At 71.3% G+C, this 23,426-nt stretch carries 25 protein-coding genes; 8 read left to right on the top strand and 17 right to left on the bottom strand.

Translation table 11 applies throughout. The annotated features are described in order from the left end of the window. Window positions 1-146: 146 nt before the first annotated feature. The 3 genes from Phou_RS27430 to Phou_RS27420 are packed head-to-tail and all read left to right on the top strand — an operon-like array spanning window position 147 to window position 4,202. A complete protein-coding gene (locus Phou_RS27430) occupies window positions 147-2,240 on the top strand; it encodes a cellulase family glycosylhydrolase (RefSeq protein ID WP_173064606.1) in 2,094 nt (697 codons plus the stop codon). Between the two features lie 52 nt (window positions 2,241-2,292). Then, window positions 2,293-3,072, top strand: coding sequence for a ThuA domain-containing protein (locus tag Phou_RS27425; protein ID WP_173060755.1), 780 nt, complete (start codon window positions 2,293-2,295; stop codon window positions 3,070-3,072). Continuing rightward, window positions 3,069-4,202, top strand: a complete 1,134-nt coding sequence (locus Phou_RS27420) for a Gfo/Idh/MocA family protein (protein WP_173060752.1) — start codon at window positions 3,069-3,071, stop codon at window positions 4,200-4,202. Before Phou_RS27425 ends, Phou_RS27420 begins: the two co-directional genes overlap by 4 nt. Window positions 4,203-4,244: 42 nt before the next feature. On the opposite strand, the gene Phou_RS27415 is transcribed toward Phou_RS27420, so the two are convergent. The 9 genes from Phou_RS27415 to Phou_RS27375 form a co-directional block, all read right to left on the bottom strand. Then, the gene (locus tag Phou_RS27415) at window positions 4,245-4,490 is read right to left on the bottom strand and encodes a hypothetical protein (RefSeq protein WP_173060749.1); all 246 of its coding nucleotides are present in this window, start codon (window positions 4,488-4,490) and stop codon (window positions 4,245-4,247) included. Window positions 4,491-4,516: 26 nt separating this feature from the next. Continuing rightward, on the bottom strand, window positions 4,517-4,744 hold the full coding sequence (locus tag Phou_RS27410; protein WP_173060746.1) for a phytanoyl-CoA dioxygenase family protein: 228 nt from the start codon (window positions 4,742-4,744) through the stop codon (window positions 4,517-4,519). Window positions 4,745-4,818: 74 nt separating this feature from the next. Then, on the bottom strand, window positions 4,819-5,907 hold the full coding sequence (locus Phou_RS27405; protein WP_173060743.1) for a cellulose binding domain-containing protein: 1,089 nt from the start codon (window positions 5,905-5,907) through the stop codon (window positions 4,819-4,821). 133 nt (window positions 5,908-6,040) lie between these two features. Then, window positions 6,041-6,514: a cellulose-binding domain-containing protein gene (locus Phou_RS27400; protein ID WP_218579217.1), complete on the bottom strand. Its 474-nt coding sequence runs from the start codon at window positions 6,512-6,514 to the stop codon at window positions 6,041-6,043. A gap of 5 nt (window positions 6,515-6,519) precedes the next feature. Next, window positions 6,520-7,398 (bottom strand): hypothetical protein, encoded by an 879-nt coding sequence (locus Phou_RS27395; protein ID WP_173060740.1) that lies wholly within the window; start codon window positions 7,396-7,398, stop codon window positions 6,520-6,522. Beyond that, the gene (locus Phou_RS27390) at window positions 7,356-10,235 is read right to left on the bottom strand and encodes a S8 family serine peptidase (protein ID WP_173060737.1); all 2,880 of its coding nucleotides are present in this window, start codon (window positions 10,233-10,235) and stop codon (window positions 7,356-7,358) included. The genes Phou_RS27395 and Phou_RS27390 overlap by 43 nt, the downstream gene beginning before the upstream one ends. A gap of 190 nt (window positions 10,236-10,425) precedes the next feature. Then, entirely contained in the window at window positions 10,426-10,812 is a 387-nt protein-coding gene (locus tag Phou_RS27385; RefSeq protein WP_173060734.1) for a hypothetical protein, read from the bottom strand. Window positions 10,813-10,937: 125 nt separating this feature from the next. Then, window positions 10,938-11,771: an MBL fold metallo-hydrolase gene (locus Phou_RS27380; protein WP_173060731.1), complete on the bottom strand. Its 834-nt coding sequence runs from the start codon at window positions 11,769-11,771 to the stop codon at window positions 10,938-10,940. Continuing rightward, window positions 11,765-12,361 (bottom strand): dihydrofolate reductase family protein, encoded by a 597-nt coding sequence (locus Phou_RS27375; RefSeq protein WP_173060728.1) that lies wholly within the window; start codon window positions 12,359-12,361, stop codon window positions 11,765-11,767. The genes Phou_RS27380 and Phou_RS27375 overlap by 7 nt, the downstream gene beginning before the upstream one ends. Window positions 12,362-12,433: 72 nt before the next feature. Here Phou_RS27375 and Phou_RS27370 point away from each other — a divergent pair, with 72 nt between their 5' ends. After that, window positions 12,434-12,910, top strand: coding sequence for a winged helix-turn-helix transcriptional regulator (locus tag Phou_RS27370; RefSeq protein ID WP_173060725.1), 477 nt, complete (start codon window positions 12,434-12,436; stop codon window positions 12,908-12,910). Between the two features lie 7 nt (window positions 12,911-12,917). Here Phou_RS27370 and Phou_RS53080 read toward each other — a convergent pair whose 3' ends face one another. From Phou_RS53080 to Phou_RS27335, 7 genes are all read right to left on the bottom strand, one after another. Continuing rightward, window positions 12,918-13,622, bottom strand: a complete 705-nt coding sequence (locus tag Phou_RS53080) for a GTP-binding protein (protein WP_371872232.1) — start codon at window positions 13,620-13,622, stop codon at window positions 12,918-12,920. Between the two features lie 2,669 nt (window positions 13,623-16,291). Beyond that, on the bottom strand, window positions 16,292-16,624 hold the full coding sequence (locus Phou_RS27360) for a caspase family protein (RefSeq protein WP_246273892.1): 333 nt from the start codon (window positions 16,622-16,624) through the stop codon (window positions 16,292-16,294). Between the two features lie 195 nt (window positions 16,625-16,819). Then, window positions 16,820-17,236: an arsenate reductase ArsC gene (locus tag Phou_RS27355; protein WP_173060722.1), complete on the bottom strand. Its 417-nt coding sequence runs from the start codon at window positions 17,234-17,236 to the stop codon at window positions 16,820-16,822. Continuing rightward, on the bottom strand, window positions 17,233-18,009 hold the full coding sequence (locus tag Phou_RS27350; protein ID WP_173060719.1) for an aquaporin: 777 nt from the start codon (window positions 18,007-18,009) through the stop codon (window positions 17,233-17,235). Before Phou_RS27350 ends, Phou_RS27355 begins: the two co-directional genes overlap by 4 nt. Further along, window positions 18,006-18,662: an arsenate reductase ArsC gene (locus Phou_RS55050; RefSeq protein ID WP_173060715.1), complete on the bottom strand. Its 657-nt coding sequence runs from the start codon at window positions 18,660-18,662 to the stop codon at window positions 18,006-18,008. Before Phou_RS55050 ends, Phou_RS27350 begins: the two co-directional genes overlap by 4 nt. Beyond that, entirely contained in the window at window positions 18,655-19,344 is a 690-nt protein-coding gene (locus Phou_RS27340; RefSeq protein WP_173060712.1) for an arsenate reductase/protein-tyrosine-phosphatase family protein, read from the bottom strand. Before Phou_RS27340 ends, Phou_RS55050 begins: the two co-directional genes overlap by 8 nt. A 59-nt stretch (window positions 19,345-19,403) precedes the next feature. After that, window positions 19,404-19,781 carry an ArsR/SmtB family transcription factor gene (locus Phou_RS27335; RefSeq protein ID WP_173060709.1) on the bottom strand — a complete coding sequence of 126 codons (378 nt, stop codon included), beginning with the start codon at window positions 19,779-19,781 and terminating at the stop codon, window positions 19,404-19,406. A gap of 74 nt (window positions 19,782-19,855) precedes the next feature. Between Phou_RS27335 and Phou_RS27330 the strand changes: the two genes are divergently transcribed. Genes Phou_RS27330 through Phou_RS27315 form a run of 4 tightly spaced genes read left to right on the top strand, consistent with a single transcriptional unit; the run spans window position 19,856 to window position 22,842 of the window. Beyond that, window positions 19,856-20,095, top strand: a complete 240-nt coding sequence (locus Phou_RS27330; protein ID WP_173060706.1) for a hypothetical protein — start codon at window positions 19,856-19,858, stop codon at window positions 20,093-20,095. Beyond that, window positions 20,092-21,369 (top strand): M28 family metallopeptidase, encoded by a 1,278-nt coding sequence (locus Phou_RS27325; RefSeq protein ID WP_173060703.1) that lies wholly within the window; start codon window positions 20,092-20,094, stop codon window positions 21,367-21,369. Before Phou_RS27330 ends, Phou_RS27325 begins: the two co-directional genes overlap by 4 nt. Window positions 21,370-21,372: 3 nt before the next feature. Then, window positions 21,373-21,498, top strand: a complete 126-nt coding sequence (locus tag Phou_RS27320) for a hypothetical protein (protein ID WP_308784532.1) — start codon at window positions 21,373-21,375, stop codon at window positions 21,496-21,498. 21 nt (window positions 21,499-21,519) lie between these two features. Then, a complete protein-coding gene (locus tag Phou_RS27315) occupies window positions 21,520-22,842 on the top strand; it encodes an FAD-dependent oxidoreductase (RefSeq protein ID WP_173060700.1) in 1,323 nt (440 codons plus the stop codon). On the opposite strand, the gene Phou_RS27310 is transcribed toward Phou_RS27315, so the two are convergent. Continuing rightward, window positions 22,780-23,370: a TetR/AcrR family transcriptional regulator gene (locus Phou_RS27310; RefSeq protein WP_173060697.1), complete on the bottom strand. Its 591-nt coding sequence runs from the start codon at window positions 23,368-23,370 to the stop codon at window positions 22,780-22,782. The genes Phou_RS27315 and Phou_RS27310 overlap by 63 nt on opposite strands. Window positions 23,371-23,426: the final 56 nt, after the last annotated feature.

Below are 23,426 nucleotides of genomic sequence, written 5' to 3'. Positions count from 1 at the left end.
GATCAGCGCTTCCGTCAACGGATCGTGACGCGTCACGCGCAACAGCGCCCGCCAGCTCAACACATTGACGTACATCGAAGAAATGCGTAGCGTCTAGCCCGAAACTTTCGCAGCCGGGCGCGAGGAGAGTTCTGGTGAGTTCGCAGATGGTACGAGGAGCCCGCCGCCGGCTGGGCGTGGTGGCCAGTGGCGTGGCAGGTCTGCTGGTGGCGGGGATGATGGTGGCCGCCAACGCGCAGGCGGCCACCGGGTGCCGGGTGGCCTACGCCGTCTCGGCGCAGTGGCCGAGCGGTTTCACCGCCAACGTGAGCGTCACCAACCTCGGCGACCCGATCAACGGCTGGGCCTTGGCGTGGACCTTCCCATCCGGTCAACGGGTCACCCAGGCGTGGAACGCGGCGGTCACCTCGTCGGGCAGTCAGGTCACCGCGGCGAACGTGAGCTACAACGCGACCATCGCGACCAACGCGACGGTCTCGTTCGGGTTCAACGGCGCTTGGACGGGCAGCAACACCGCCCCGACCTCGTTCGCGCTCAACGGCGTCGCCTGCACCGGCGAGGTCGGTGGCACCGCGACACCGAGCGGCAGTCTCTCCCCGTCGGTATCCCCGTCGATGTCCCCGTCGGTCTCCCCGTCGACCTCGCCGCGACCGGCCGACCCGATGGCGACCGTGGCCGCGATGCAGCCCGGCTGGAACCTCGGCAACACCCTGGACGCCATCCCCGACGAGACCGCTTGGGGCAACCCGTTGACCACCCAGGCGATGCTCCACTATGTACGGTCGCAGGGGTACAACAGCATCCGGCTCCCGATCACCTGGAGCAACCACCACGGTCCAGCCCCGGACTACACCATCGACGCGGCCTGGTTGGCCCGTGTCCGCCAGATCGTCGACTGGTCTCTGGCCGAGGGCCTCTACGTGATGGTCAACCTGCACCATGACTCGTGGCAGTGGATCAACGCCTACCCCAACGACCGCACGAACGTGATGAACCGGTACACCGCGCTGTGGACCCAGATCGCCACCGCCTTCCGCGGCCACTCCGCCAAGCTGGTGTTCGAGAGCATCAACGAGCCGCAGTTCGCCGGCACCTCCGGCGATGCCGAGAGCGACCAGGTGGTGCAGGAGCTCAACACCGCGTTCGTCCGCCTCGTACGCCGGACCGGCGGTGACAACGCCACCCGGCTGCTGGTGCTGCCCACCCTCCACACCAGCGGCGAGCAGGCCCGGCTGGACGCGCTGAACGCCACCTTCAACCAGCTGGGTGACCCCAACCTCGCCGCGACCGTCCACTTCTACGGCTGGTGGCCGTTCAGCGTGAACATCGCCGGCGGCACCCGCTACGACTCCAATGTGGAACAGGATCTCGTCGGCACCTTCGACCGCGTCCACAACACGTTCGTCTCCCGTGGCATCCCCGTCATCATCGGCGAGTGGGCCCTGCTCAGCTACGACTACACGCGGCCCGGCATCATCGAGCGCGGCGAGTTCCTCAAGTACATCGAGGCCGTCGGCCACCACGCCCGCACCAGGAAGCTCACCACCATGCTGTGGGACGCGGGGTCTTTCCTGCATCGCACCGAGCTGCGATGGCGTGACCAGGGCATCTACGAGATGATGAAGGCCAGCTGGAGCACCCGCTCCGGCACCGCCTCCTCCGACCAGGTGTACGTGCCTCGCACCGGGGCCATCACCGGTAAGTCGTTGACGCTCAACCTCAACGGCCTGTCGTTCCAGGGCCTGTGGCAGGGCAGCACCAGCCTGACCAACGGCACCGACTACACCGTCTCCGGCAGCACGCTCACCCTCACCCCGGCGGCACTCACCCGGCTGGTCGGCAACCGCGCCTACGGCGTCAACGCCACCATCGAGGCCCGCTTCTCCCGCGGCGCGCCGTGGCAGATCGGCGTCATCACCTACGACCCACCGACGCAGGCGGCCGCAACGGGCACGACGAGCGCGTTCACCATCCCGACCCAGTTCCGCGGTGACCAACTCGCCACGATGGAGGCCAAGTACGCCGACGGCAGCCCCGCCGGCCCGGCCAACTGGACCTCCTTCAAGGAGTTCTGGAGCAACTTCCAGCCCGACTACGCCGCCAACACGATCATCCTGAAGCCGGAGTTCTTCGCCGAGGTCAACGACGGCGCGGTCACCCTCACGTTCCACTTCTGGAGTGGCACGCAAGCCACCTACCGCATCACCAAGTCCGGCACCTCAGTGACCGGCACCACCTGACAGCGCGGGTCGTCCGGGCGAGTGAGCCCAGCCCGGTAGGAAAATGTTCTACATGACAAACGGAGCTGCCGGCCCGCTGCGGGTGACGGTGTGGGGCGAAAACCGCCACGAGCAGATCGAGGAGCACGTAGCGAGGATCTATCCAAAGGGCATGCACACGACGATCGCCGAGGGCATCGCGGAAAACCTCGGCGACGGCTGCGCCGTCCGCACCGCCACCCTCGACGACCCGGAGCACGGGCTGACCGAGGAGGTGCTGGCCGGCACCGACGTGCTCACCTGGTGGGGACACGCGGCGCACGACGAGGTCGTCGACGAGGTCGTCGAGCGCGTATACCGGCACGTGCTGTCCGGAATGGGACTCGTGGTGCTGCACTCCGGGCACTGGTCGAAGATCTTCACCAAGCTCATGGGTACGAGCTGCACCCTGCGCTGGCGCGACGCGCACGACCGTGAGCTGATCTGGACCGTCGACCCCACGCACCCCATCGCCAACGGCGTGCCGCACCCGCTGATCATCGAGGAGGACGAGATGTACGGAGAGTTCTTCGACATCCCGGCACCGGACGAACTCGTGTTCGTCAGCTCGTTCAGCGGCGGAGAGGTGTTTCGCAGCGGTTGCACGTTCCGCCGCGGCCACGGCAAGATCTTCTACTTCCGGCCGGGAGACCAGGCGTACCCCACCTACCATCACCGGGACGTGCGCCGGGTCATCGCGAACGGTGTGGCCTGGGCCCGCACCGACCGGACGGAACGCAGCCATCCCGTGCTCCTGCGGTACGAGACCGGGGAGTTCTTTCAGGGCCAGGGCTACACGGGACCGCTCCAGTGAGTTTCCGGACGATCCCCTCCAGCCCGGCCGATCCACTCCGGGTGGTCATCGTCGGTGCCGGCGGCATGGGCCGCGCGTGGCTCGCGACCGTCACCGAATCACCCGAGGTGATGCTCGCCGGCATCGCCGACCTTGACGTGCCCCTGGCCCGCTCCGCCGCCGACTCGGCCGGCCTGCCGGACCTCCCGGTGGGCGCCGACGCCGTCGCCCTCGCCCAGCAGACCGGCGCGCAAGCGCTGATCAACGTGACCGTCCCCGAGGCGCACCATCCGGTGACCACCGCGGCGTTGTTCGCGGGCCTGCCGGTGCTCGGCGAGAAGCCGGCCGCGGAGAATGTGAGCCGCGCGCTGTCACTGGCCGCCGCGGCCGAGGTCACCGGTGAGCTGTTCATGGTCAGCCAGTCCCGCCGCTGGAACCCGCAGCTCGCCGCGCTGCGCGAGATGATCGCGCGACTCGGCCCGATCGGGACGGTGAGCACGACGTTCTTCCGGTCCGAGCACTTCGGCGGGTTCCGCGAGCTGATGGCGTACCCGCTGCTCATCGACATGGCGATCCACGCGTTCGACTCGGCACGGTTCCTGCTCCAGGCGGAGCCGGTGACGGCGTACTGCCAGTCGTACAACCCGCCATGGAGCTGGTACGCCGGTGACGCCAACGCGACCGTGGTGTTCGAGATGGCGGGCGGCACCCGGTACATCTACAACGGCAGCTGGTGCAGCCCCGGTGCCACCACGTCGTGGAACGGGAGCTGGCGGGTGAGCGGCGAGAAGGGCACCGCCCTCTGGGACGGCGACCACGAGCCGGTCCTCGACGGCGAGGTGGACGCCGCGGAAGCGACCGGCACGCCGTACTCCGGGATCGCCGGCGCCCTGCAGGTGTTCGTGCGGGCGCTGCGGACCGGGGAGCCACCATCCGGCGAGGTGCACGAAAACGTGATGAGCCTGGCGATGGTGGAGGCGGCGGTGACGTCCGCGGCGAGCGGCCGGCTCGAGCACCTGGACGACGTGCTCGAGCAGGCCCACGCGCAGGCCCTGCGGGAGGAGACCCGAGCCGACGTGCGGGACGCCCTCGCCGGCTGGCCCTCGGTCCGGGAGGCGCTGACCGGCACGGTGCCGGCGGAGACGCGATGACCCAGGTCGGCGGTGAGCCACCGTCCCCGCCGTGGGTCGCGGTTACGTAGCGGCGGCCGGGGTGGTGGTGTGCCACGGTGAGAGGTCGAGCTTCGGATAGCGCAACGCCATGCCGGCCAGTGTCTGCGGCGTCCAGAAGGGATGGCCCGGCGGCGGGAATCCGAAGGCCTGCAGCTGGCCTGCGGTGGCCCGGCCGACGAACTCCACCCACTCGGCGCTGAAGCCCGCCGCGGCCCAACCGACGCGCTGTCCCCAGGTGAGGTCGGACGGCCGGAAACCCAGGTGCATGCTGTACCGCACGCCGCGCGGCGCGGTCAGCTGGGTGCCTCGATGGAGGGTGCCCGGCTCGAAGGCGATGACCGTGCCGGCCGTCGCCGATGAAACGTCGCGGCGTGGGTCGGTGCCGTCGTGGAAGCCCTCGGCAGACGGAACAGCAAGTCGAGCTCGCCAACCGCCGGTTTCAGCTCCTCGGCCGGGAGGAAGCCCGGGAGGATCACGAAGCCGTCGGTCTGCCAGGCCCGCGCCGCGTCCTCAAGCTCCACCAGGCCAGGATCACCGAGGCAAGACCGGCGGGCAACCGACTTTCCATCGACCGCTGGCTTTGTGCGGACGGAGCTCAGCTGGTGACGGTGATGTGGACCGTCCAGCGGACCGTGGGCGACGGGCACGGCGTGGGCAGGTGGTTGCACGGGTCGTCGGTGCGGGTGGACACGTCGGTCTGCCCCGGCGCCGTCGCGAGATAGCGGGCGACGAGCGGCTGGCCGGTCGGGTAGCCGCCGGAGACGTCGCGCTGCGCGATGACGCCGGTGGTGGCGACCGTCGGCGGCAGGTAGGCGCTGGGCAGGCTCACCACGAGCGTGTCGCCGACCCGCAGGCCCACGTTGCTCAGGTTGTCGCCTGTGGACACGGTGACGGTCCGGCCGGTCGAGGGTACGTCGACGACGGTGACGTGCAGTGTCCACAGTGTCGTGGGCAGCGCGCAGCGGGGCGGTGTGTGCAGGCACGCGTAGTCGGTGTGCGACGTGATGTCGAACGTTCCCGCCGCGACCGCCCGGTAGGACGTGGCCAGTGGCTGCCCGCTGGGGTATCCGCCGCTGGTCGAGAGCTGAACGAGGCCGGAGCCGGTCACGGTGGGCGTGACGAAGTCGGGTCCGAGGGCCACCGCGAGGGTCTGCCCGACGAGAAGCGTGACCGTGCGCTGGTTGTCGGCCTGGGTGACCGTGACGTCGGCCCCGGTGGGCGGCGGGCTGGTCGCCGGTCCGGAGCTTGGGGTGTACGTGTCGTTTCGGCAGCTCAGCGTCGGCACCGCCGCGACACCGGACAGCTGCGCGCCGAACGTCGTCGACGCCGCGGGAGCGAGCGCTCCGTTGTGCGCGGCGTTGACCGCGGTGACGGTGCCACCGGTCGTGCTGAGCGCGGCGTTCCACGCCGACACGACCCGCTGGCCCGCGCCGAGCGGCCAGCTCACGGTCCAGTTTCTCGCGCTCGTCGCCGCCGTGTTGGTGACCGTGACGGTGACGATCTGACCTCCGGTAGAGCCGGTACCCCATTGGGCGTCGATGCGCGCGGTGGCCCGGCACCCGGCCTCCACGCCCCCGGTCGGCGGCACATCGGCCACCGCTGAGGTCATCGCGGCGGCGAGGAGCAGACCCGCGCTCACCACGACCCCGCAAACGGCCAGTGTCGACCGCCTGGATGTAGGCATCACGGCACCCCTTGCGATCGATCCGACATGCGGATCAACGGTAACCCATAGATCGATGAGCGTCCATCGGCCGTCTGGGGGACACCAGTGTGCGGGGCGCCACGGGCGCCCCGCACATCAGGTCAAGCGGCGGTCACACCTTCACGCATGGAGCGCCGTTCAGGGTGAACGCGTCCGGGACGGCGTTGACACCGCTGTACGTGGCCTGGAAGCCGAAGCTCACCGTGCCGCTCGGGCTGATCGTCGCGTTCGACGCGGTGTTCACGACGCTCACCTGCTGGCCGGTCTGCGTCGGTACACCGTTCCAGGCGTTCGTGATCTGCTGGTTGCCGGCGAACCGCCAGGCGAGGTTCCAGCCGTTCACCGTGGCCGTGCCGGTGTTCTTGATCTGCACGTTCGCGGTGAAGCCGGTCTGCCAGCTGTTCGGCTCGTACTTGACCTCGCAGGCCGGCGGCGTCGCACCCTGGCGCAGCGAGTACGCCCGTTCCAGGGTCTGGGTGACCTGGTTGCCGGCGGCGTCCTGTGCCTGAGTGCGCAGCCACACGTACCCGTCGGTGGCGGACAGCGCCGGGTGCGTGACGGTGACCCGGAACCTGCCGCTGCCCAACGCGCTCACCTGCGCCGGCTGCCAGGTGCTGCCCCGTTGGTGGAGCTCGAAAGGGTCAGCGACGTCGCCGGCGCGGCACCCGGCGTGAGCCGGTGTGCCCCGGCCACCACGTCGAAGGTGAACGTTTCGCCCGCCGCGGCCCGGTTGAGCGAGTCCAGCCCGGCGAACTGGTAGCGCAGTTGCACCAGCGGCTGGAAGGCGCAGGACGCGCTTTCGTCGGAGGTGCTGAAGCAGCGGTATCCGGCCGGCCGCCCCGAAGTCGCCTGCGGCGCCGAGCGGAACGTCCAGTCGGTGGTGCTGCGCTGGCCCAGCACGCGCACCGGACCGAGCCCGCGCTGCGTCTCGACCGCCTCGAGCCGGAACGTGCCGGCCGTCGCGGGCAGCGTGAACCTTGTCGGGTTCAGCGCCGACACCGGGATCGTGCTGCCGTCGGAGCGGAACATGCGGTAGACCACGTTGTCGCCGGCGGTGGTGTCGAAGTGCCGGCCGTCGGCGTCCATCTCGTAGTAGCCGGTGACGAACGTGTCGCCCTCGCGGCAGAACGTGCACCGCAGCCGGAACGGGTACCCGTCCGGCACCTCGGCCGGCACGGTGCGGATCACCGGCCCGAACCAGTCCTCGGCGCTGCGGCTCTCGCCGGGCAGGAACTTGTACCAGGCGTTCTGGTCACCGATCGGATCGGCCTCCAGCGTGGCCCGCTGGTACACGGTCTGCGTCCACGTCAGCCGGCTGTCGCGGGGACCGGCGTACTCGGTCCAGTCCATCGGCGCCCAGTAGCTCACGCCCAGCGCGGTCGCGCTGGTGTCGTTCTCGCCGAAGACCGGCCACGCCGAGGTGTACGTCAGGCCCGCCTTGTCCGCGCGGTACTTCGCCGGGTAGGACACCAGTTGTGCCGGGTCGACGGCCGGTGCGGTCGCCGGTACCCCGTGGTGTGCTGGTAGCGCAGCTGGAACACGCGCTCCGGGTTGGCCCTTCCCGCGGTGATCGCGAGCTGCACCGCGCCGGAGGCGACCTGCGTGCGCAGGGCCTGGCCGGACGCCGCTGGCAGCGACAGGGCGAGGATGTTGTCGTCGCGCAGCGGCATCGCGATGCCGCCGGTCATGTCGGTGTACGCGATGATGCCCGCCACCCCTTCGGACGCGGCGTTCAGGCGCGCGGCCTCCATGGCGTTCCAGACGTAGCCGCCCGTGTACACCGTGCCTGCCGGCACGACGATCCGCACGAGCGCCACCTTGCCGGTCGCCCCGGCCGCGGTGTACTCGGCGGGGGTGCCGCCGCCGGCGTACACCAGTGGAAGGGTGGTGTTCTGGAACCGGGCGAGCGTGCGCCCGTTCATGTACGGGTGGTAGTCGACCGGCAGTGCGGCACCGCCGTTCGCCCGGACCTGCACCTGGGTCGAGCCGAGCGTCCACTGCTCGAACGCCTCTAGCCCGGCCACCGCCGGCGTACCCGTGGGCGTCACGTACACGTCCCAGTTTTCCCAGCTCAGCATCCCGCCGGAGGCGGCTGTGTCGCCGCTGGCCAACCGGCGCGTGGTCGCGGCCATCCCGACCAGCTGGTTGGTGGACTCGGGCAGTGTCGGGTTGACCCGCCGCGCCTGGCGGGCGTCGAGCGTCACCGTGGTGTTCGCGCTGATCGGCACCTCGATCCGCTGCAGCTGGTTGGCGCGGCGCTTGTCGGCCTCCCATTCGGTCTGCCAGGCGTACACGTCGTAGACGCCGTCCGCCACCGAGAACGAGGCCACCCCGTCATCGCCGGTGTAACCCTGCGTGATCTCCCGGGTGATCGGGTCGTTGGGGTGTGTCGGCCCGTCCAGCTTCGCGATCGTCACCAGCACGCCCGGCACCGGCCGGCCGCGGGAGTCGAGCACCGGCACGTCGAGCGTGCGGACACCGCCCTTGTAGTAGCTGAAGGGGCTGCGCACGCGGATGGTGCCGTCGGCGCTCGCCGCGGTGACGATGCCGGCGTACGCGCCAGGGTCGCCCGGCGCCGCGGTGAACGTCATCGTGACCGCGGCGGTACCGCCGGCCGGCACGGTCACCGTGCTGGCGCTGAGCGCGATCGCCCCGGTCGGCAGTGCCCGCCCGTCCCAGCCGCGCCCGCTCACGGTCAGGCCGAGCGTCACCGCCGCCGTCGTGTCGTTGCGGTACGTCAGCGTGCGGGTGCGCACCTGCGTGTACGGCGGCTGGACGAGGCCGAAGTCGACCGCCTCCGGTCCGGACACGCGCTGGCCCAGTGCGCGGCGCACGTCCACCCAGCCGCTGCCGGCGGTGAACACCGTCTGCGCGTCGCGCGGCTCGGCCGTGGAGACGAGCTCGTCCTTGATGCGGTCGGCGCTCCAGGTCGGGTGCGCCTGAGCGAGCAGCACGGCCGCGCCGGCCACGTGCGGGGTGGCCATCGAGGTGCCGCTCGCGCTGGTGTAGTTCGCGTCGTAGGGCGTGCCCATCGAGGTGCCGGCCGCGCGGGCGGCGACGATCTCGTATCCGGGCGCGGCGATCTCCGGCTTGACCGCGCCGTCACCGCGCCGCGGACCGCGGTTGGAGAAGTCCACAAACCCACCGACCTTGTCGGTCGCGCCGACGGTCAGCGCGGCGGTCGCCGCACCCGGCGCGTTCACCGAGGCGTCGCCGTGGTTGTTGCCGGACGCGATGACGAACAGCGCGCCGGTCTCCGCGGAGAGTGCGTTCACCGCCTCGCTCGCCGGGTCGGTGCCGTCGCTCGGGCCAGCGCCGAGGCTGAGGTTGATGACCCGCGCGCCGTTGCGAGCGGCCCACTCCATGCCCTGGATCACCTGGGACATCGCGCCGTTGCCGCCACTGTCCAGCACCTTGCCGACCATGAGCGACGCCTCCGGCGCCATGCCCCGGAAACGCTGCGCCGACGCGGCGCCGTTACCGGCCACAGTGGACGCGACGTGCGTGCCGTGTCCATGCCCGTCCGCGACGGTCGCTTCGCCGGTGAAGTTGGCGGTACTGACAATGCGGCCGGTCACGTCCGGATGGTTCAGGTCGATGCCGGTGTCCAGCACGGCGACCTTGATGCCGCTGCCCCGGTACCCGGCGGCCCACGCGAACGGCGCGCCGGTCTGGATAACGCTCACATCGAGTGCCGGCCGCATGATCCGGTCCAGCGACACGCTCGCGACGCCGCGGTCCAGCGTGCGGGCGTCCGAGCGGCCGCCGCGCAGCGCGCCCCAGGTCTCGTGCGCCCGGCCGGCGCGGGAGCGCACCGCGTTGCCGTTGATGCTGCGCAGCGCGGCCTTGCGGTCGGCGCCGGGCAGTGCCGCGCCGGTGCCCGTGGCGACCGCCGCCGAGCCGTACCGCAGGATGACGCCGGCCGGCCGGTCGGCGGTGGCCTGCCCGTCCGCGACCAGCAGCGGGATGTCGAACAGCGCGCGGTCCAGCGTGCCCGCGGCCACTCGGGCCTGCGCGTCCGACGGGATCACGTAGTAGTGCTCGCCCGCCTGGGACGTGCTGAAACGCACCTGCTCGGCACCGGGTCGGGGCGCCGGCAGCACCGTCACCGCGCGGCGGCCGTCGCCCGCGACGGTGTAGGTGACCCGGTCACCGGTCAGGAGCATGACGGTGTGGCGCCGCTCCGGCTTGTCGGCGCCGGCCGGTGCGCCGGCCGGCGGTGGTGGTGCCTCCGCCCGCGGCGGCGCGGCCTGCGCGACTGCGCCACTGGCTGCTACGACGGCCGCGGCAATGCCCGCGGCGGCCAAACGACGAAGACTCCATAATGGACGCACGATGAATCGCCCTCCCCCGTGACTTCGGGCCGGCGGAGGTATGACCGGCCCTGCACGGCACACTGTAGCCGCAAGACCACGACGAAGATAGATACATCAAGTCGATCTCGATCGACCTCGTAGCGGCCTCAGGCGAAGGGCCGACCGTTGTCCGTGCCCGGGGTTACGAACCCTCGGTGTACCGCCGGTACCGCTTCTCGATCCGGGCCTTGATCTCCTCGTACTCGAGCGCCCGCACCGGCGCGTACGCCGCGGCGGCCTCCTCGTCGCGCCCGGCGGCGGAGAGCACCAGCGTCAGCGCGTGGCGCAGCACCCGGGTCTCCCGGTCGCGCTCGCCACGCGCCTGCACGCTCGCGGCGACGGCCTCGGCGTACGCTCCGGCGGCGCCGTCGAGGTCACCGGCCGCGTACATCCGGGCCGCGCCGTCCGCGCCCTCGGGCAGCCTGCCGCCGCCACGCCACTGGTGGCCGCGCGGGCAGGAGTAGTCGGACTGGCCCGGCTCGACCGCGCAACCGCCGAGCACCGCCAGGCCGGAGGACACCTCGGCCATGCCTCGCTCGTTCGGGTAGCCACGCATGATCGTGAGCCCTGGCAGCCCACACGACGGACAGACCGGGCGCTCAGCGCGAGAGAACATGCCAGGCAGCGTATGACCCCAAAACCAGGGACATCGCGTCAGTCGGTACTGCCGCCGCGTTCGGCTTTCTTGGCGAGGCGGTGGGCCTGCCCGGTGTGTATGTCGTCCACCCACTCCCAGCCGGGCTTTGCCGATGGGCCGATCCGCGGGTCGGTGACGACTTGATCGTCACGCAGGGCCAGCAGGTAGGTCCGGTCCTGGTCGATCCGTGCCCGCAGCTGGTCGGCGCCGCCGACGGACCCGTGGCCCGGTACGACGGCATCGACGCCGTCCGCCACGCCGTCGAACAGCCGGAGGGCGGCAAGATAGTCCCCGATGGGGTCGGCGCTGCCGTCCACGTCGAGCATCGGGATGAACACATCGGAGAGCATGTCGCCGGCGGCGAGCACTCCGCGTTCCTCGATCAGTAGCGCCGCATGGCCCGGAGCGTGCGCCTGGTGCTCGATGACCCGGACCTGAGGGCCATCCCAGGGAATCCGCGCGGTGCCGGCGGGCAGCGCGGTAATGAGGCCGAACAGGTCCAGCGGTGTCTCCTCGGCGATTTCCGGCGGCAGTCCGCGGGCGAGGCGGGCCTTCCAGCCGGCGTTCGACAGCAGATCGTGGCTGTAGGCGGCGCAGCGGGCTGTGCCGTAGCGGGGCACGTCGCCAAACCTGGCGGACCAGAGCGCGTGGTCCCAATCGGCGTGCGTCGCGAAGCCTGCCACGACGGGCTGGCCCAGCTTGCCGAGGTCGTTCGCGAGACAGTCCATTTCGGAGCTTGTTATCCCGGGGTCGATGAGCAGCACGCCTTCCCGGCCTTGCACGACAACGGTGTTGTTCTGGAGCAACTCACTCTGGTGGACCAGCACGCCCTCCGCGACCTGCCTCAGCACGAGCCTGCCTCCTTCGCGTCCCGGACGGCGTAGCGATGCATCGTGACGCCCTGCTCGAACGTTTGCTGCTCCAGCAGCTCGAGGTCGATCGGCATGTCGTAGTCGTCGAAAAGCGGCCGGCCGAAGCCGAGGATCGCCGGGTGGGTCCAGAGCATCAGCTCGTCGAGCAGCCCCGCCCGGAGCAGCTGGGTCGCCAGCGCCGCGCCGCCCACACTGACGCGGCCGTCGGTCTCGGCCCGCAGGGCGGCGAGCTGCTCGATCGCGTTGTCTCCGCCGATGATCCGGGTGTGGTGATCGGCGGTGCTTCGGGTGCGGGAGACGAGCACCTTGGGCTTGGCGGTCCAAATCTCGCCGTACTCATGCATGAAGTCCGGCAGCGACGCGTCTTCGTGCGTCCGTGGCCAGAACTCCTCCATCGTCTCGTAGAAGACCCGGCCGTGGACCATGAGCGCGAGCGCCCGCGTCTGCGCGTTGGCCTCGCGGTGCATCTCCTCGCCGATGCGCAGCCACTCGCCAGCGCCGTTGTCCCCCGGAACCTGCTCGATCCGCAGGTCGAGGGAGACGTTCATCGAGTAGACGAAGCGGCCCATCGCTCCTCACCCCTTAGTGATTGCATTCTGCAACCACTATAGTGAGGGCGAGGTACCTGTCAAGGAGGCGACGTGGAAGCACGGTCCGGGTGTCCGATCAACGCCGCTGTCGAGGTGCTCGGAGACCGCTGGTCGTTGCTCGTGCTTCGCGACGTCATCTTCGGCGACCGCCGCTACTTCCGGGCGCTGCTCACCGGGTCGATCGAGGGCATCGCGTCGAACATCCTCGCCGACCGCCTCGTGCGGCTCGTCGAGGCGGGAATCCTCACCCGCGGCACCGCGGCGCGGGGGCAGCGCGCCCGCTACAGCCTCACGGAAGCCGGCATCCAGACCGTTCCGATCCTGTACGCGCTCGGCAACTGGGGCCTCGACTGGCGCCCGGGCAGCGACAAGCTCCGGAGCCGGCAGGAGCTCATGCGCGCCGAGGGTCCGGCGTTCATCGAGGAGCTCATGGACGAGCTGCGGGTGCGCCACCTGGGCGCCGCGCCGAAGCCCCACGACGGGCCGGGACCCATCGAGCGCCTGGACGCCGCCTACGCCGCCGAGTAGGACACGGTCACGAGTCCGCCCGCGCTGGGTGCGTACCCGTGCGGCGTGGCAGACCGGCATCGGCCCTGGCTGGTGTGGCAACGGATCCGGGTGCCGGAGCCGGGTCGGCTCGCCCGCGAAGAAGAAGCGTCAGCGCGTACTCGACCAGCGATATGAGGACCTGCTTCACCGACTCGCGGCTGCGCGCGTCGCACAGGACCACTGGTACGTCCGGCGCCAGTGCGAGCGCCCCGCGGATGTCTTCGGGACTGTAATGTGCCTGTCCGTCGAAGCAGTTGACCGCCACGACGTAGGGCAGCCGCCGGTCTTCGAAGAAGTCCACGGCCGCGAACGAGTCGGCCAGGCGCCGCGTGTCGACGAGCACCACGGCGCCGATGGCGCCCCGGACAATCTCGTCCCACAGAAACCACCTGCGGGTGGCGCCGCCCGTGCCGAACAGGTACAGGATCAGGTCGCGGTCGAAGGTGACACGACCGAAGTCGAGGGCGACCGTCGTGGTCGTCTTGCCGGGCACCTGGCTCGTGTCGTCGACGCCGACTCCGGCCGACGTCAGGATCGCTTCGGTGGTGAGCGGCGCGATCTCGGATACGCTACCGATCGCTGTGGTCACACCGGTGGCGAATCCGCCGGCGATGAACAGCTTGGCCGACGTGACGGCGTCTGGCGTGGTGGGCTCGGCCGGCGGGAGGTGCGCCGATGGCTCGAAGAGCACAACTCCCTTGTCAGTGACCACCGCAAGGTGGCCGGCGTCGCTCGCGGTGATGGCCCGGATCGGTGCGTCGACCTGGTACCGCACCAGCGACGGCCGATCGCCCGCTCTGTCGGCGACGACGAGTTGCGTCTCCGCCTCCACGGTGGCGACCAGCGCTCTGCCTTCGACGGTGAACGCCACACGTGCGGTGGGCCCGCCGGAAGCGGCTGGCTTCGCGTCGACGCGGGCCTGGACGGGGCCACCCTGCCAGTTGGCGACACGGGTCGCAGACCGGGTGACGTCCGGCGGGCTGGCCATCCTGTGCACGAGCGCCCGCCCGGTCGCGTCCGTCGACAGGATCAGCGTGTGCTGGCCGAGCTGCGTGATGCTCAGCGCGGCGACGGCTCTCGCGTGGCTCTTGCTGGTCGGCAGGTACACGGTCCCGCCGTCGCCCGCGCGGACCGCGATGTCGCCGCTGAGGTCGCCGGATGCCACGACGGGCTGGTTGGAGACAAGACCGGTCCACAGCGCGTTCACCGGGCTTTTGTGCACGGGCAGCGGTTGTGGTCCGCCGAGGCCCGTCCACCCGCGTACCTCGACTCGGCCGTCGGCGTAGCCCAGTGCGGTGCGGCGAAGCGCCTCGAAGTGGCAGGCGACCCTCGCGCCGTACCGGTACCACACCGGCTGCCACATCAGCGGCAGGCGACCGGGCGGTCGGCACAGCCGCCGCGCCGCGTTGGCGAATCCTTGGCTGGCCGCCTCCAGCGCCAGCAGCTGGCGGCGCAGCGGCTCCGCGGACTCGGCGATCTCCGCCCAGCGTTCCTTGGAGAGCCAGAGAACCGGACTGTCCACACAGGTCGCCGGGTCCGCGTGGACGAGGAACTCGGCGTCGGCGGCGAGGGGACCCTTACGGTACGACGTTCCGGTGTGCGCGTCGTGCTCGGCACCCGTCGGCGTCGCGTGTTCGCCGTAGGCGTGCTGCATCGCGTGTCGAAGCAGGTACGGTTCCGCGTGGTCCCAGCGGCGGCCGCCTTCGGTGGTCAGCGGAGCGACAAGCGCGTCAAACAGCCGGCGCCCGCGCTCGAAGCCGGCTTCCTCGACGGCCGCGCTGACCGGATGCCGCTTCAGGTAGTCGGCCAGGCCCTGGTGAAACAGCCGAAACAGGATCGTGCCGTCCACATCGGTGGTGCGCCGCAGGTAGAACCTTCCGGCCTCGAGGGCGGCGGCCACCGCGGGCCAGCTCGCCGGTCCGGTGGCTTTCTCCCGCTCAGGGTGGAACACCGGTGCGGCGTGCCGGAGCGTCTGCGCGGGCATGCCGTCGCCGCGGGCGTGGGCGAGCGCGGCGAGCACCGGGCGCAGCCACTGCGTGCCGGCCCTGCTGGCGAGGTCGAGCTCGAGCAGGTCGGGCAGCGTGTGCGGGACCGCCCGTCCCAGCTCGGCGGCCTCCTCCTCCGACCTCACCGGCTCGTGTCGTGCCAGGACGTGGTTGGCGTACAGGCCGGCGACGAGAAACTCGCCCCAGCGCCGCTCGTCCGTGCGGTACTCATCGCTTGCCAGCTGACCGGCGACGGTGTGCGCGAAGCGCTGCCTGGCCGCCACGTAGCCCGGCTCGTCGTAGGGGTCGTGCCAGCGCATGAGGTCGGCGACGTAGTCCTCCAGGTCGCGGCGCAACCTCGTCGGGTCGACCTGGTCGAGGTCGGTGGTGCCGCCGAGCGAGTCGGCGAGTTCCAGCAAGGATTTGAAGTCCGGCCAGGGCCGGGTCCCGACCAGCAGCCGGCATAGCGGACTGCCGTCGAATCGCTGCTGTTCGGCGAGCGGCATCACGAGGCTTGTGAGGACCGTCTGATGGTCGGTCGCCTCGTCCAGCGCGTCCAGGACCACGACGGGCGCGGTCTGGGCTTCGCGCAGCGCGGAGAGCAGTTCGGACACCGTGCGCAGGTCGTGGTCGGCGTCGCTGATGCCCAGCTGGCGTCCGATCGACGCGATGATCTCCACTGTGGAGCGCTGCCGCGCGTGCACCGCCGCCAGGTGCCGGCACGGTCCAGGAGCGCGGTGCACGTCGGTCCAGATGTAGCGCGTGGCGGCGCGCAGCAGGGGGTGTGCGGCGCAGACCAGCACGCCGAGCATCGCGGACTTTCCCGCTCCCGGGCTGCCGGTCACGACCCTGAGCCGGGTGTCGTCGTGGCCGTCGAACCATTCGCTCAGCGTGCTGAGCTCGCTGCGCCGTCCCCGGAAGCAACCGATGCCCTCGCTGGCGCGGTCGCCGATGCCGCTGGCTGTGCGCAGGAAGTGTCGCGGATCGAGGCCTTCGTCCACATCGTCGAAGAACGGCGCCGTCCCGGCGTCCACCGCGCGGCGTGCCTGGGACTGCGACCGCCGTGCGCCGTGGTCGTAGGCGGGGTTGGGAAAGAACGGCGCAGCCGGAGGCTCGTCGCCGAGTGCCAGCGGGCTTCCGACCGACTCCTGGTAGAAGGCGTCGGCTTGGTCGACCAACCGGCGCAGCTCCCGGCTGATCCGTCGCGCCACGGTGTCGAGCGGGATCTGGTCCTGGTCGGTGCCCACGTCGACGGCGCTCTCGGTGTCCGCGGTGAGCACGTTGACGACCGCCTCGGTGAAGCGACCGTTGAACGCCGGGTCCGAGGCTCCGCAGGCGGCGAGCACCCAGGTACGCCCGGCGCCGGCCGGGTTGGTCAGCTGCCATGGCTGCTGTGCCGCCGTGCCGGCGGAGCAGCAGTCGACCAGAAACAGCGTCGACGGCAGCTCGGGGTATCGGCGAAGTCACGGACCCAGTCGCCGACGCTGTTGACCGGATCCACCCGGCCGGCGGCGTCCACGAGGGCCAGCCGGCCCGTCTTGGTCAGGCCACCGTGGCTCAGCAAGTGGACGACGAGCAGGTCATCCGGGCCGAGCTCCCGGGCGGCGTCGAAGACGGCCTGCCTGATCGCCGGTCCGACCAGGGTCTTCGGGTCCGGGGTGATGCAGTGGTAGCCGTAGCGCTCCAGCGCGCCCTGGAGGTCACGCACCCGCCGTGGCGCGAACGACAGCGCCTGCCAGCCGCTACCTTCCTCGTCCGGCGCCGCGTCGAAGCGGGGAAGCCCGATCAGGACAGCACGCCGAATCAGCTCCTGGCCCCTTCCCGTCTTGCGCGTCTCCCTGAGATGTACCGCAGGAACGCTCGGCGCGCAGTCGCCGATCCGACCATCGGGGCGGTCTGCGGCCTAGCGGGCGTCCCTCGGCGGCACCAGATCGGTGAGCAGGTCCTGGATGCGGCGCCGGATTTCGTCGCGGATGGGTCGGACGGCCTCGACGCCGAGACCGGCCGGGTCGTCCAGCTTCCAGTCTTCGTAGCGTTTGCCGGGAAAGACGGGGCAGGCGTCGCCGCAGCCCATCGTGACGATGACGTCGGAGGCTTGCGCCTCGTCCCAGGTGAGCTTCGTCGGGGTCCGGCCGGTGATGTCGATGCCGACTTCGCGCATGGCCTCGACGGCCGCGGGATTGATGTGTTCGGCGGGTTCGCTGCCGGCGGAGCGGACCTCCACCCGGTCGCCGGCGAGGTGCCGCAGCCAGCCGGCGGCCATCTGGGAGCGGCCGGCGTTGTGGACGCAGACGAACAGGACGGTGGGCTTGTCGTTCATCGGGTCAGGGTCCTTCGGTCCGAGTGATCAGGGTCGTGGGAGGCGTGCTCGGTGACCGGGTGGGGGGCGACGACCTCGCCGGCCGCGCGTCCCACGCCGGGGTACAGGGCGAGCAGCAGGCCGACCGCGAGGACGAGGCCGACGGTCTGAGCGGCGACGAAGCCCGGTACGGAGGCGGGTGCGATGCCGGCGAACGTGTCGGTGAACGCCCGTCCGACGGTGACCGCCGGGTTGGCAAAGCTTGTGCTGCTGGTGAACCAGTAGGCGGCGCCGATGTACGCACCGACGGCCGCCGGGGCGACGGCGGCGCGGCCGGATCGGGCGAGGGCGAAGATCAGCAGGATCAGCCCGAGAGTGGCGACGACTTCGCCGAGCCACAGGTGTCCGGCGGCGCGGTCCTTGGCGGAGAAGTCCACCGCCGGCAGGGCGAACATCAGGTTGGCCAGGACCGACCCGGCGATCGCGCCGGCGGTCTGGGCGAGCGCGTACCCGGCGAGGGCCCTGCCGGTCAGTCCGGTGCCGGTGCGGCGGCCGAGAAACCAGTCCGCCGCGGACACGACCGGGTTGAAGTGGGCTCCGGAGACCGGCCCGAAGGTGAGGATCAGCGCCCCCAGCGCGAACGCGGTGGCGACCGAGTTTTCCAGCAGCTGCAGGCCGACATCGTTTGGTGACAGCTGGGTGGCCATGATGCCGGACCCGACGACGGCGGTCACCAGCAAGGCTGTGCCGCAGAACTCGGCCAGCAGCCGCCGCCACATGCTGGGCTTGCTCATCGAGCCGGCACGCCCATCTCGACAAGCAGATGCCGCACGCGGCGCTCCAGCTCGTCGCGGATCGGACGGACAGCTTCGAGATCCCGGCCGGCGGGGTCGTCGAGGTCCCAGTCTTCGTACCGCGTGCCGGGGAAGATAGGGCAGGCGTCTCCGCAGCCCATGGTGACGACGACGTCCGCGGCGCGGACGATCTCGTCGGTCCAGGGTTTCGGGTACTCGCCGGTGATGTCGATGCCGCGTTCGGCCATTGCCGCCACCGCGGAGGGGTTGATTTCAGTCTCCGGCTCCGACCCGCCGGACCAGGCGACCGCGCGGTCGCCGGCGAGATGTTGGAAGAAACCCAATGCCATCTGGGAACGGCCGGCGTTGTGCGTGCACAGGAACAGCACGACGGGTTTGCCGTCGCGGTGGTGACCTTCCACGCGGGCCAGGGCCTGCAGGCGTTGACGGGCGAAGCGCTCGGCGAGCAGCGGCAGGAAGTTGGACACGGTGCTGCGGCTGGCGAACTGGTCGTAGCTGGTGTATAGGAACCGTTCGATGGTTTCCGAACCGTAGATCCCGGTGAACTCCTCGGCCAGCCGGGTGGCAGACGTATGCAGCGCGAGCTGTTGGTCGACGGACAGGTCTCGGTGCCAGGTGGTGGCGTCAGCCATGGTCGGCTCCCGTGGTGAGGGTGGGTGCGAGGCGGTCGACGCGGGCGGCGAGGTCGGTGTAGGCGGCCTCGAACGCGGCGTCGGTGTCGACCCGGACCGGATCGGGCACGGACCAGTGCAGCCGCGGCTGGACATTGCCGGTGAGGTCCTCGTACGCGTTGTCGCAGACCGCGATTACCAGGTCGTCGCCGCGCACCACGTGCTGGACGTGAGCGGTGGCGGTCGGGTCGAGGGTGAGCCCGTGCCGGTGGGCGACCTTGACGGCGCGGGGATGGACCCGCGCGGCGGGGTGCGTGCCGGCCGAGGCGACCGGTCCGCCGGTGCGGTCTCGCCACAGGGCGGCGGCGAGCTGAGAGCGGGCCGAGTTGTGCGTGCACACGAACACCACGCGACCGTCCGCGCGCAGCTGCGCGGGGGCGAGCGCGGCCAGGGTGTCCGGGTTGAGACGCAGGTAGGTGCGGCGCCGGTCGCCCTCGGAGCGGGTGCGGGCCAGCAGGCCGGCCTCGGCGAGCACCTTCACGTGGTGGGCGACAAGGTTGGTGGGCAGGTCGAGCTGGTGCGCGACCTCCCCCGGCGAGGCGTCGCCGAGCATGAGGGCGTCGACGATCGCCAGCCGTGCGGGGTCGCCGAGCGCGGCGTGGATCCGCGCGCGCCTCTGCACGGAAGAAAGCTCAACAGTCATTGACTCAATAATGACTGACTTAACCGGGCATGTCAACGCACCGGCGTCGTGATCGCGGTCTACACGCCGGCAGGCGCCTCGACGGCCAGCAGGCTGGCGAGCTGGCCCAGGATCTCGCGCCGGGCGCGGTAGTAGACCCAGGTCCCTCGCCGATCGGCGTCCACGAGCCCCGCCTCGCGCAGGCTCTTGAGGTGGTGGGAGATGGTCGGCCCGGACAGCTCGAATGCCGGGGTCAGGTCGCAGACGCAGATTTCACCGGAGGGCGCCGAGGCGATCATCGACATCAGCTGAAGTCGCACCGGATCGCCGAGTGCCTTGAACGCGCGGGCCAGCGTGCCCGCGGTCTCGGCCGGGATGCGCTCCTCGGTGATCGGCGAGCAGCACACCGCCCCAACCGTCACGTCGGTGAGCGTGAGCGACGCCGCTTGTTTTGACATTCCTCTAGGTTGACAGATCTCGAAACAGCGTGCAACTCTCTGATTCGAGAAACATCAAGACAAGGGAGTACGCGATGAGCGAGACCACGACGACCCAGGGCGGCTTCGCCGGAGACCCGGCTGCCGCCCTGTCCGTGACCGGCTCGGGCGGCTGCTGTGGCAACCCCGCCACGGCGGTCATGCTGGCGGACCCCGCGGACACGGCCGCGAGCCCCTGCTGCGGCACCGCCGCCGAAGCGCAGGCCGCGGGTTCCTGTTGTGGTGGCGCGGCGAAGACCGAGGCGGTGGCCTCCGGGTCTGGCTGCTGCGGATGACCACCACGACCGGCCGGACCGCCCCGCCGGTCCGGCTCGAGGCGCTGGACCGCCTGCTCGGCGAGGTGTCCGGTGAGCGGATGGCCGCCACCGTCGCGGCCCTCGCCGGTGACGGGTTCGCCGGGCGGCGGGTCGGCTCGGCCGGCGGCGCTGCCGCCCGGGCCTGGCTCCACCAGCGGCTCACCGGCCTCGGCGCGGCCGTCACCATCGAGCCGTTTCCGGTGCCCGCGGTCCCGGAGATCTACGCCCCGCCGGCGGTGCGCTGGCACGACGGCACGGCCACCGCCGAGCTGGTGTTCGGCCGCCAGGTGTCGGTGCACCTGGCCTCCGCCGACGTGCCGCCGGTACGACGGGGCGGGCTCGCGCTGGCCGGTGCCGGCGCCCCGACCGGGCGGTGGCTGGTCGTGCCGGCCGGGATGAGCCTGTCCGACGCGTACGCCCACGCGGATGGCGCGGCCGGTCTTCTCGTGGGCAAGGGTGTCGACGGCGACGGCTGGCAGTACACGACGCTGGCCGGGCCCGACCCTGGGCCGCTGCCCATCCTGGCCGTCGACCTCAACACTCACGCGGCGCTGCGGGCCGCCGCGCCGGCGGAGGGCACGTGGCTGGCGGGAAACTCGCCGATCCGCCGCCTCGACGTCACGGGCGGCAACCTGCACGGCCGGTGGCCGGCAGCGGCCGCCGAGGATGCGGCGGAGGTGCTGCTGACCGCGCACTTCGACGGGGTCGGTGACCATCCGGGGCTACGCCAGCCCGGCGCGGCGGACAACGCGAGCGGCGTCGCCGTTGTCCTGGAGGCGGCCCGCGTGCTGTCGACCGCGCTACCCGAAGGGCCGCACCTGTCTGTCGCCTTGCTCGACGCGGAGGAGGTCGGCGCGCTCGGCTCAGCCCACCACGCCGCTCAGCTGCGGGACGCGGCGGCGGATCCGCTCGTGCTCAACATCGACGGCGCGGGCCATCTCCAGCAGGCCGCCGCCGTCGAGGCCGGCGGCCCGGCCCAGGCCCTGCTCGCCAACCTCGACCAGGCGGGCCGGCACACCGGCGTGCCGCTGGTCGCCGGACCGGTCGCGTCCGACAACCGCCGCTACGCCGCCGCGGGCCTGCCCGCCGCCGGCATCGGCGCCGGGATGGCCGGATACCACAGCGCCGCCGACACCCCGGACCGCGTCGAGCCGGCCACGATGACCGCACTCGCCCGCCTGGTCGTGGCCGCGGCCTGGTTTGCCGCGAGCCACCGGACCAAACTTTCATCGTTAATCGGCGATAGACAATGAAGGGTGGAAGAGGTGGCCGAACTGTTTCGGGAGGTCGGCATCCGCGAACGTATCGGCCGGCACGCCGCGCAGCGCAACCGCTGGCGCGACGTCATCTTCATCGAGCGCCGAAGCCCTCTCGTGCACTGAACATTCATCGAAGGAGCCATTGTGGACACTCGCCATAGCGACCTGCCGGTCGTCGTCATCGGCGCCGGCCCGGTCGGGCTGGCAGCCGCCGCCCACCTGCACGAGCGCGGCCTGCCGTTCACCGTGCTGGAAGCCGGCGACGGACCGGCCGCGACCGTCCGCGAGTGGGGTCATGTCAGGTTGTTCTCGCCGTGGCGGTACAACATCGACCACGCCGCGCGGCGGCTGTTGAACGAAGCCGGCTGGGTGGAGCCCGACCCCGAGGTGCTGCCGACCGGTGGCCAGCTCGCCGCGGAGTACCTCCAGCCCTTCGCCGACCTGCCCGCTCTCAAACCGCACGTTCGCTACGGTGCCCGGGTCGTCGCGGTGACCCGGCTCGGCATGGACCGGGTGCGCACCGCCGGCCGCGACGCGGCACCGTTCCTGGTCCGGCTCGCCGGCGGCACCGACGTACTGGCGCGGGCGGTGCTCGACGCGACCGGCACCTGGACCACGCCCAACGTGCTCGGCGCGTCCGGCATCCCCGCCCCCGGCGAGAGCGCCGCCGCACCGCTCGTCGAGCACGCGCTGCCAGACGTCCTCGGCGCCGACCGGGCGCGGTTCGCCGGCAAGCGCACCATGGTCGTGGGCGCCGGGCACTCCGCCGCCAACACGCTGCTCTCGCTGGCCGAGCTGGCCAGCCAGGCACCCGGCACGAGCGTCGTCTGGGCCATCCGCTCGGCAAGCCCCGCGCGCACCTACGGCGGCGAGGCCTCCGACGCCCTCCCGGCCCGCGGCGCGCTCGGCTCCCGGCTGCGCGCACACGTGGACGCCGGCACCGTCGAGCTGCTCACCGCGTTCGGCGTACAGCGCATCACTCCCACGCCGGACGGCGCGGTGGAGGTGTCCGACGGCAACCGCACCGCCAGGGTGGACCGGATCGTGTCCGCGACCGGGTTCCGGCCCGACCACAGCTTCGTCGCCGAGCTGCGCCTGGACCTCGACCCGGTGCTCGGCTCCACCCGCGCCCTGGCACCGCTGATCGACCCGAACGAGCACTCGTGCGGCACGGTCCCACCCCACGGCGTCGACGAGCTGGCCCATCCCGAGCCGGGCTTCTACGCCATCGGCGTCAAGTCCTACGGCCGGGCACCCACCTTCCTGATGGCCACCGGCTACGAGCAGGCCCGCTCCGTGGTCGCCGCGCTCGCCGGAGACTGGGCCGCGGCCCGGGACGTGCAGCTGGACCTGCCCGAGACCGGCGTGTGCAGCAGCGGCCAACCCCTCGGCGGCGGCCGCACGTTACTGCCCGTTTTCGGGCAGGTGGAGACCGGTACCGGTTGTTGCGGCAATTCCGGTACGTAGCATCGCGACCAGGCGACACGCGTGCGTGGTGTCGGCGGCGAGGGCGGCGCCGCTGGCCAGCGCCAGTACGTCGGTTGCGGTGACGTCGGAGCGCAGTCCGGGCCGGGCGCGTTGGACCAGGCGCTCGGCCGTCGAGGTGATCGCCGCGTGCCACTGGTGAAACAGCGTGGTGCGACGCTCGTTTGTCCCCTCCGTGGCGGCCAGCGCGAGCGGTCGCTTGGTCGCGACGTGCACCACGAACTCGTCGAGCCAGGCAAACAGCGCGTCCGTCGGGTCGGTGTCCGTTAGCAACTGAGTGCCGCGTTCACACAGGGCGGTGACCTCGTCGGCGTAGACGGCCACCAGCAGGTCCGCGCGGGTGGGGAAATGCCGGTACAGGGTGGCGTTGCCCACGCCGGCACGCCGGGCGATCACGTCGAGAGCGGCGTCGTTGCCCGTTTCTGCCAGCACTTCTCGCGCCGCGGCGACGAGGCGCGCGGCGTTTCGGGAGGCGTCGGCTCTGGGAGCCCGGTTGCTATCTGGGGACATCCCCACATAGGGTACCGGCAGTTAAACGGGGACAACCCCACTTAGTTTGGAGGACG

This window comes from Phytohabitans houttuyneae, assembly GCF_011764425.1.
GTDB classification, from domain to species: Bacteria; Actinomycetota; Actinomycetes; order Mycobacteriales; family Micromonosporaceae; genus Phytohabitans; species Phytohabitans houttuyneae.
Note: the sequence above shows the minus strand (reverse complement) of the source record. Positions and strands in the feature narration are given on the sequence as shown.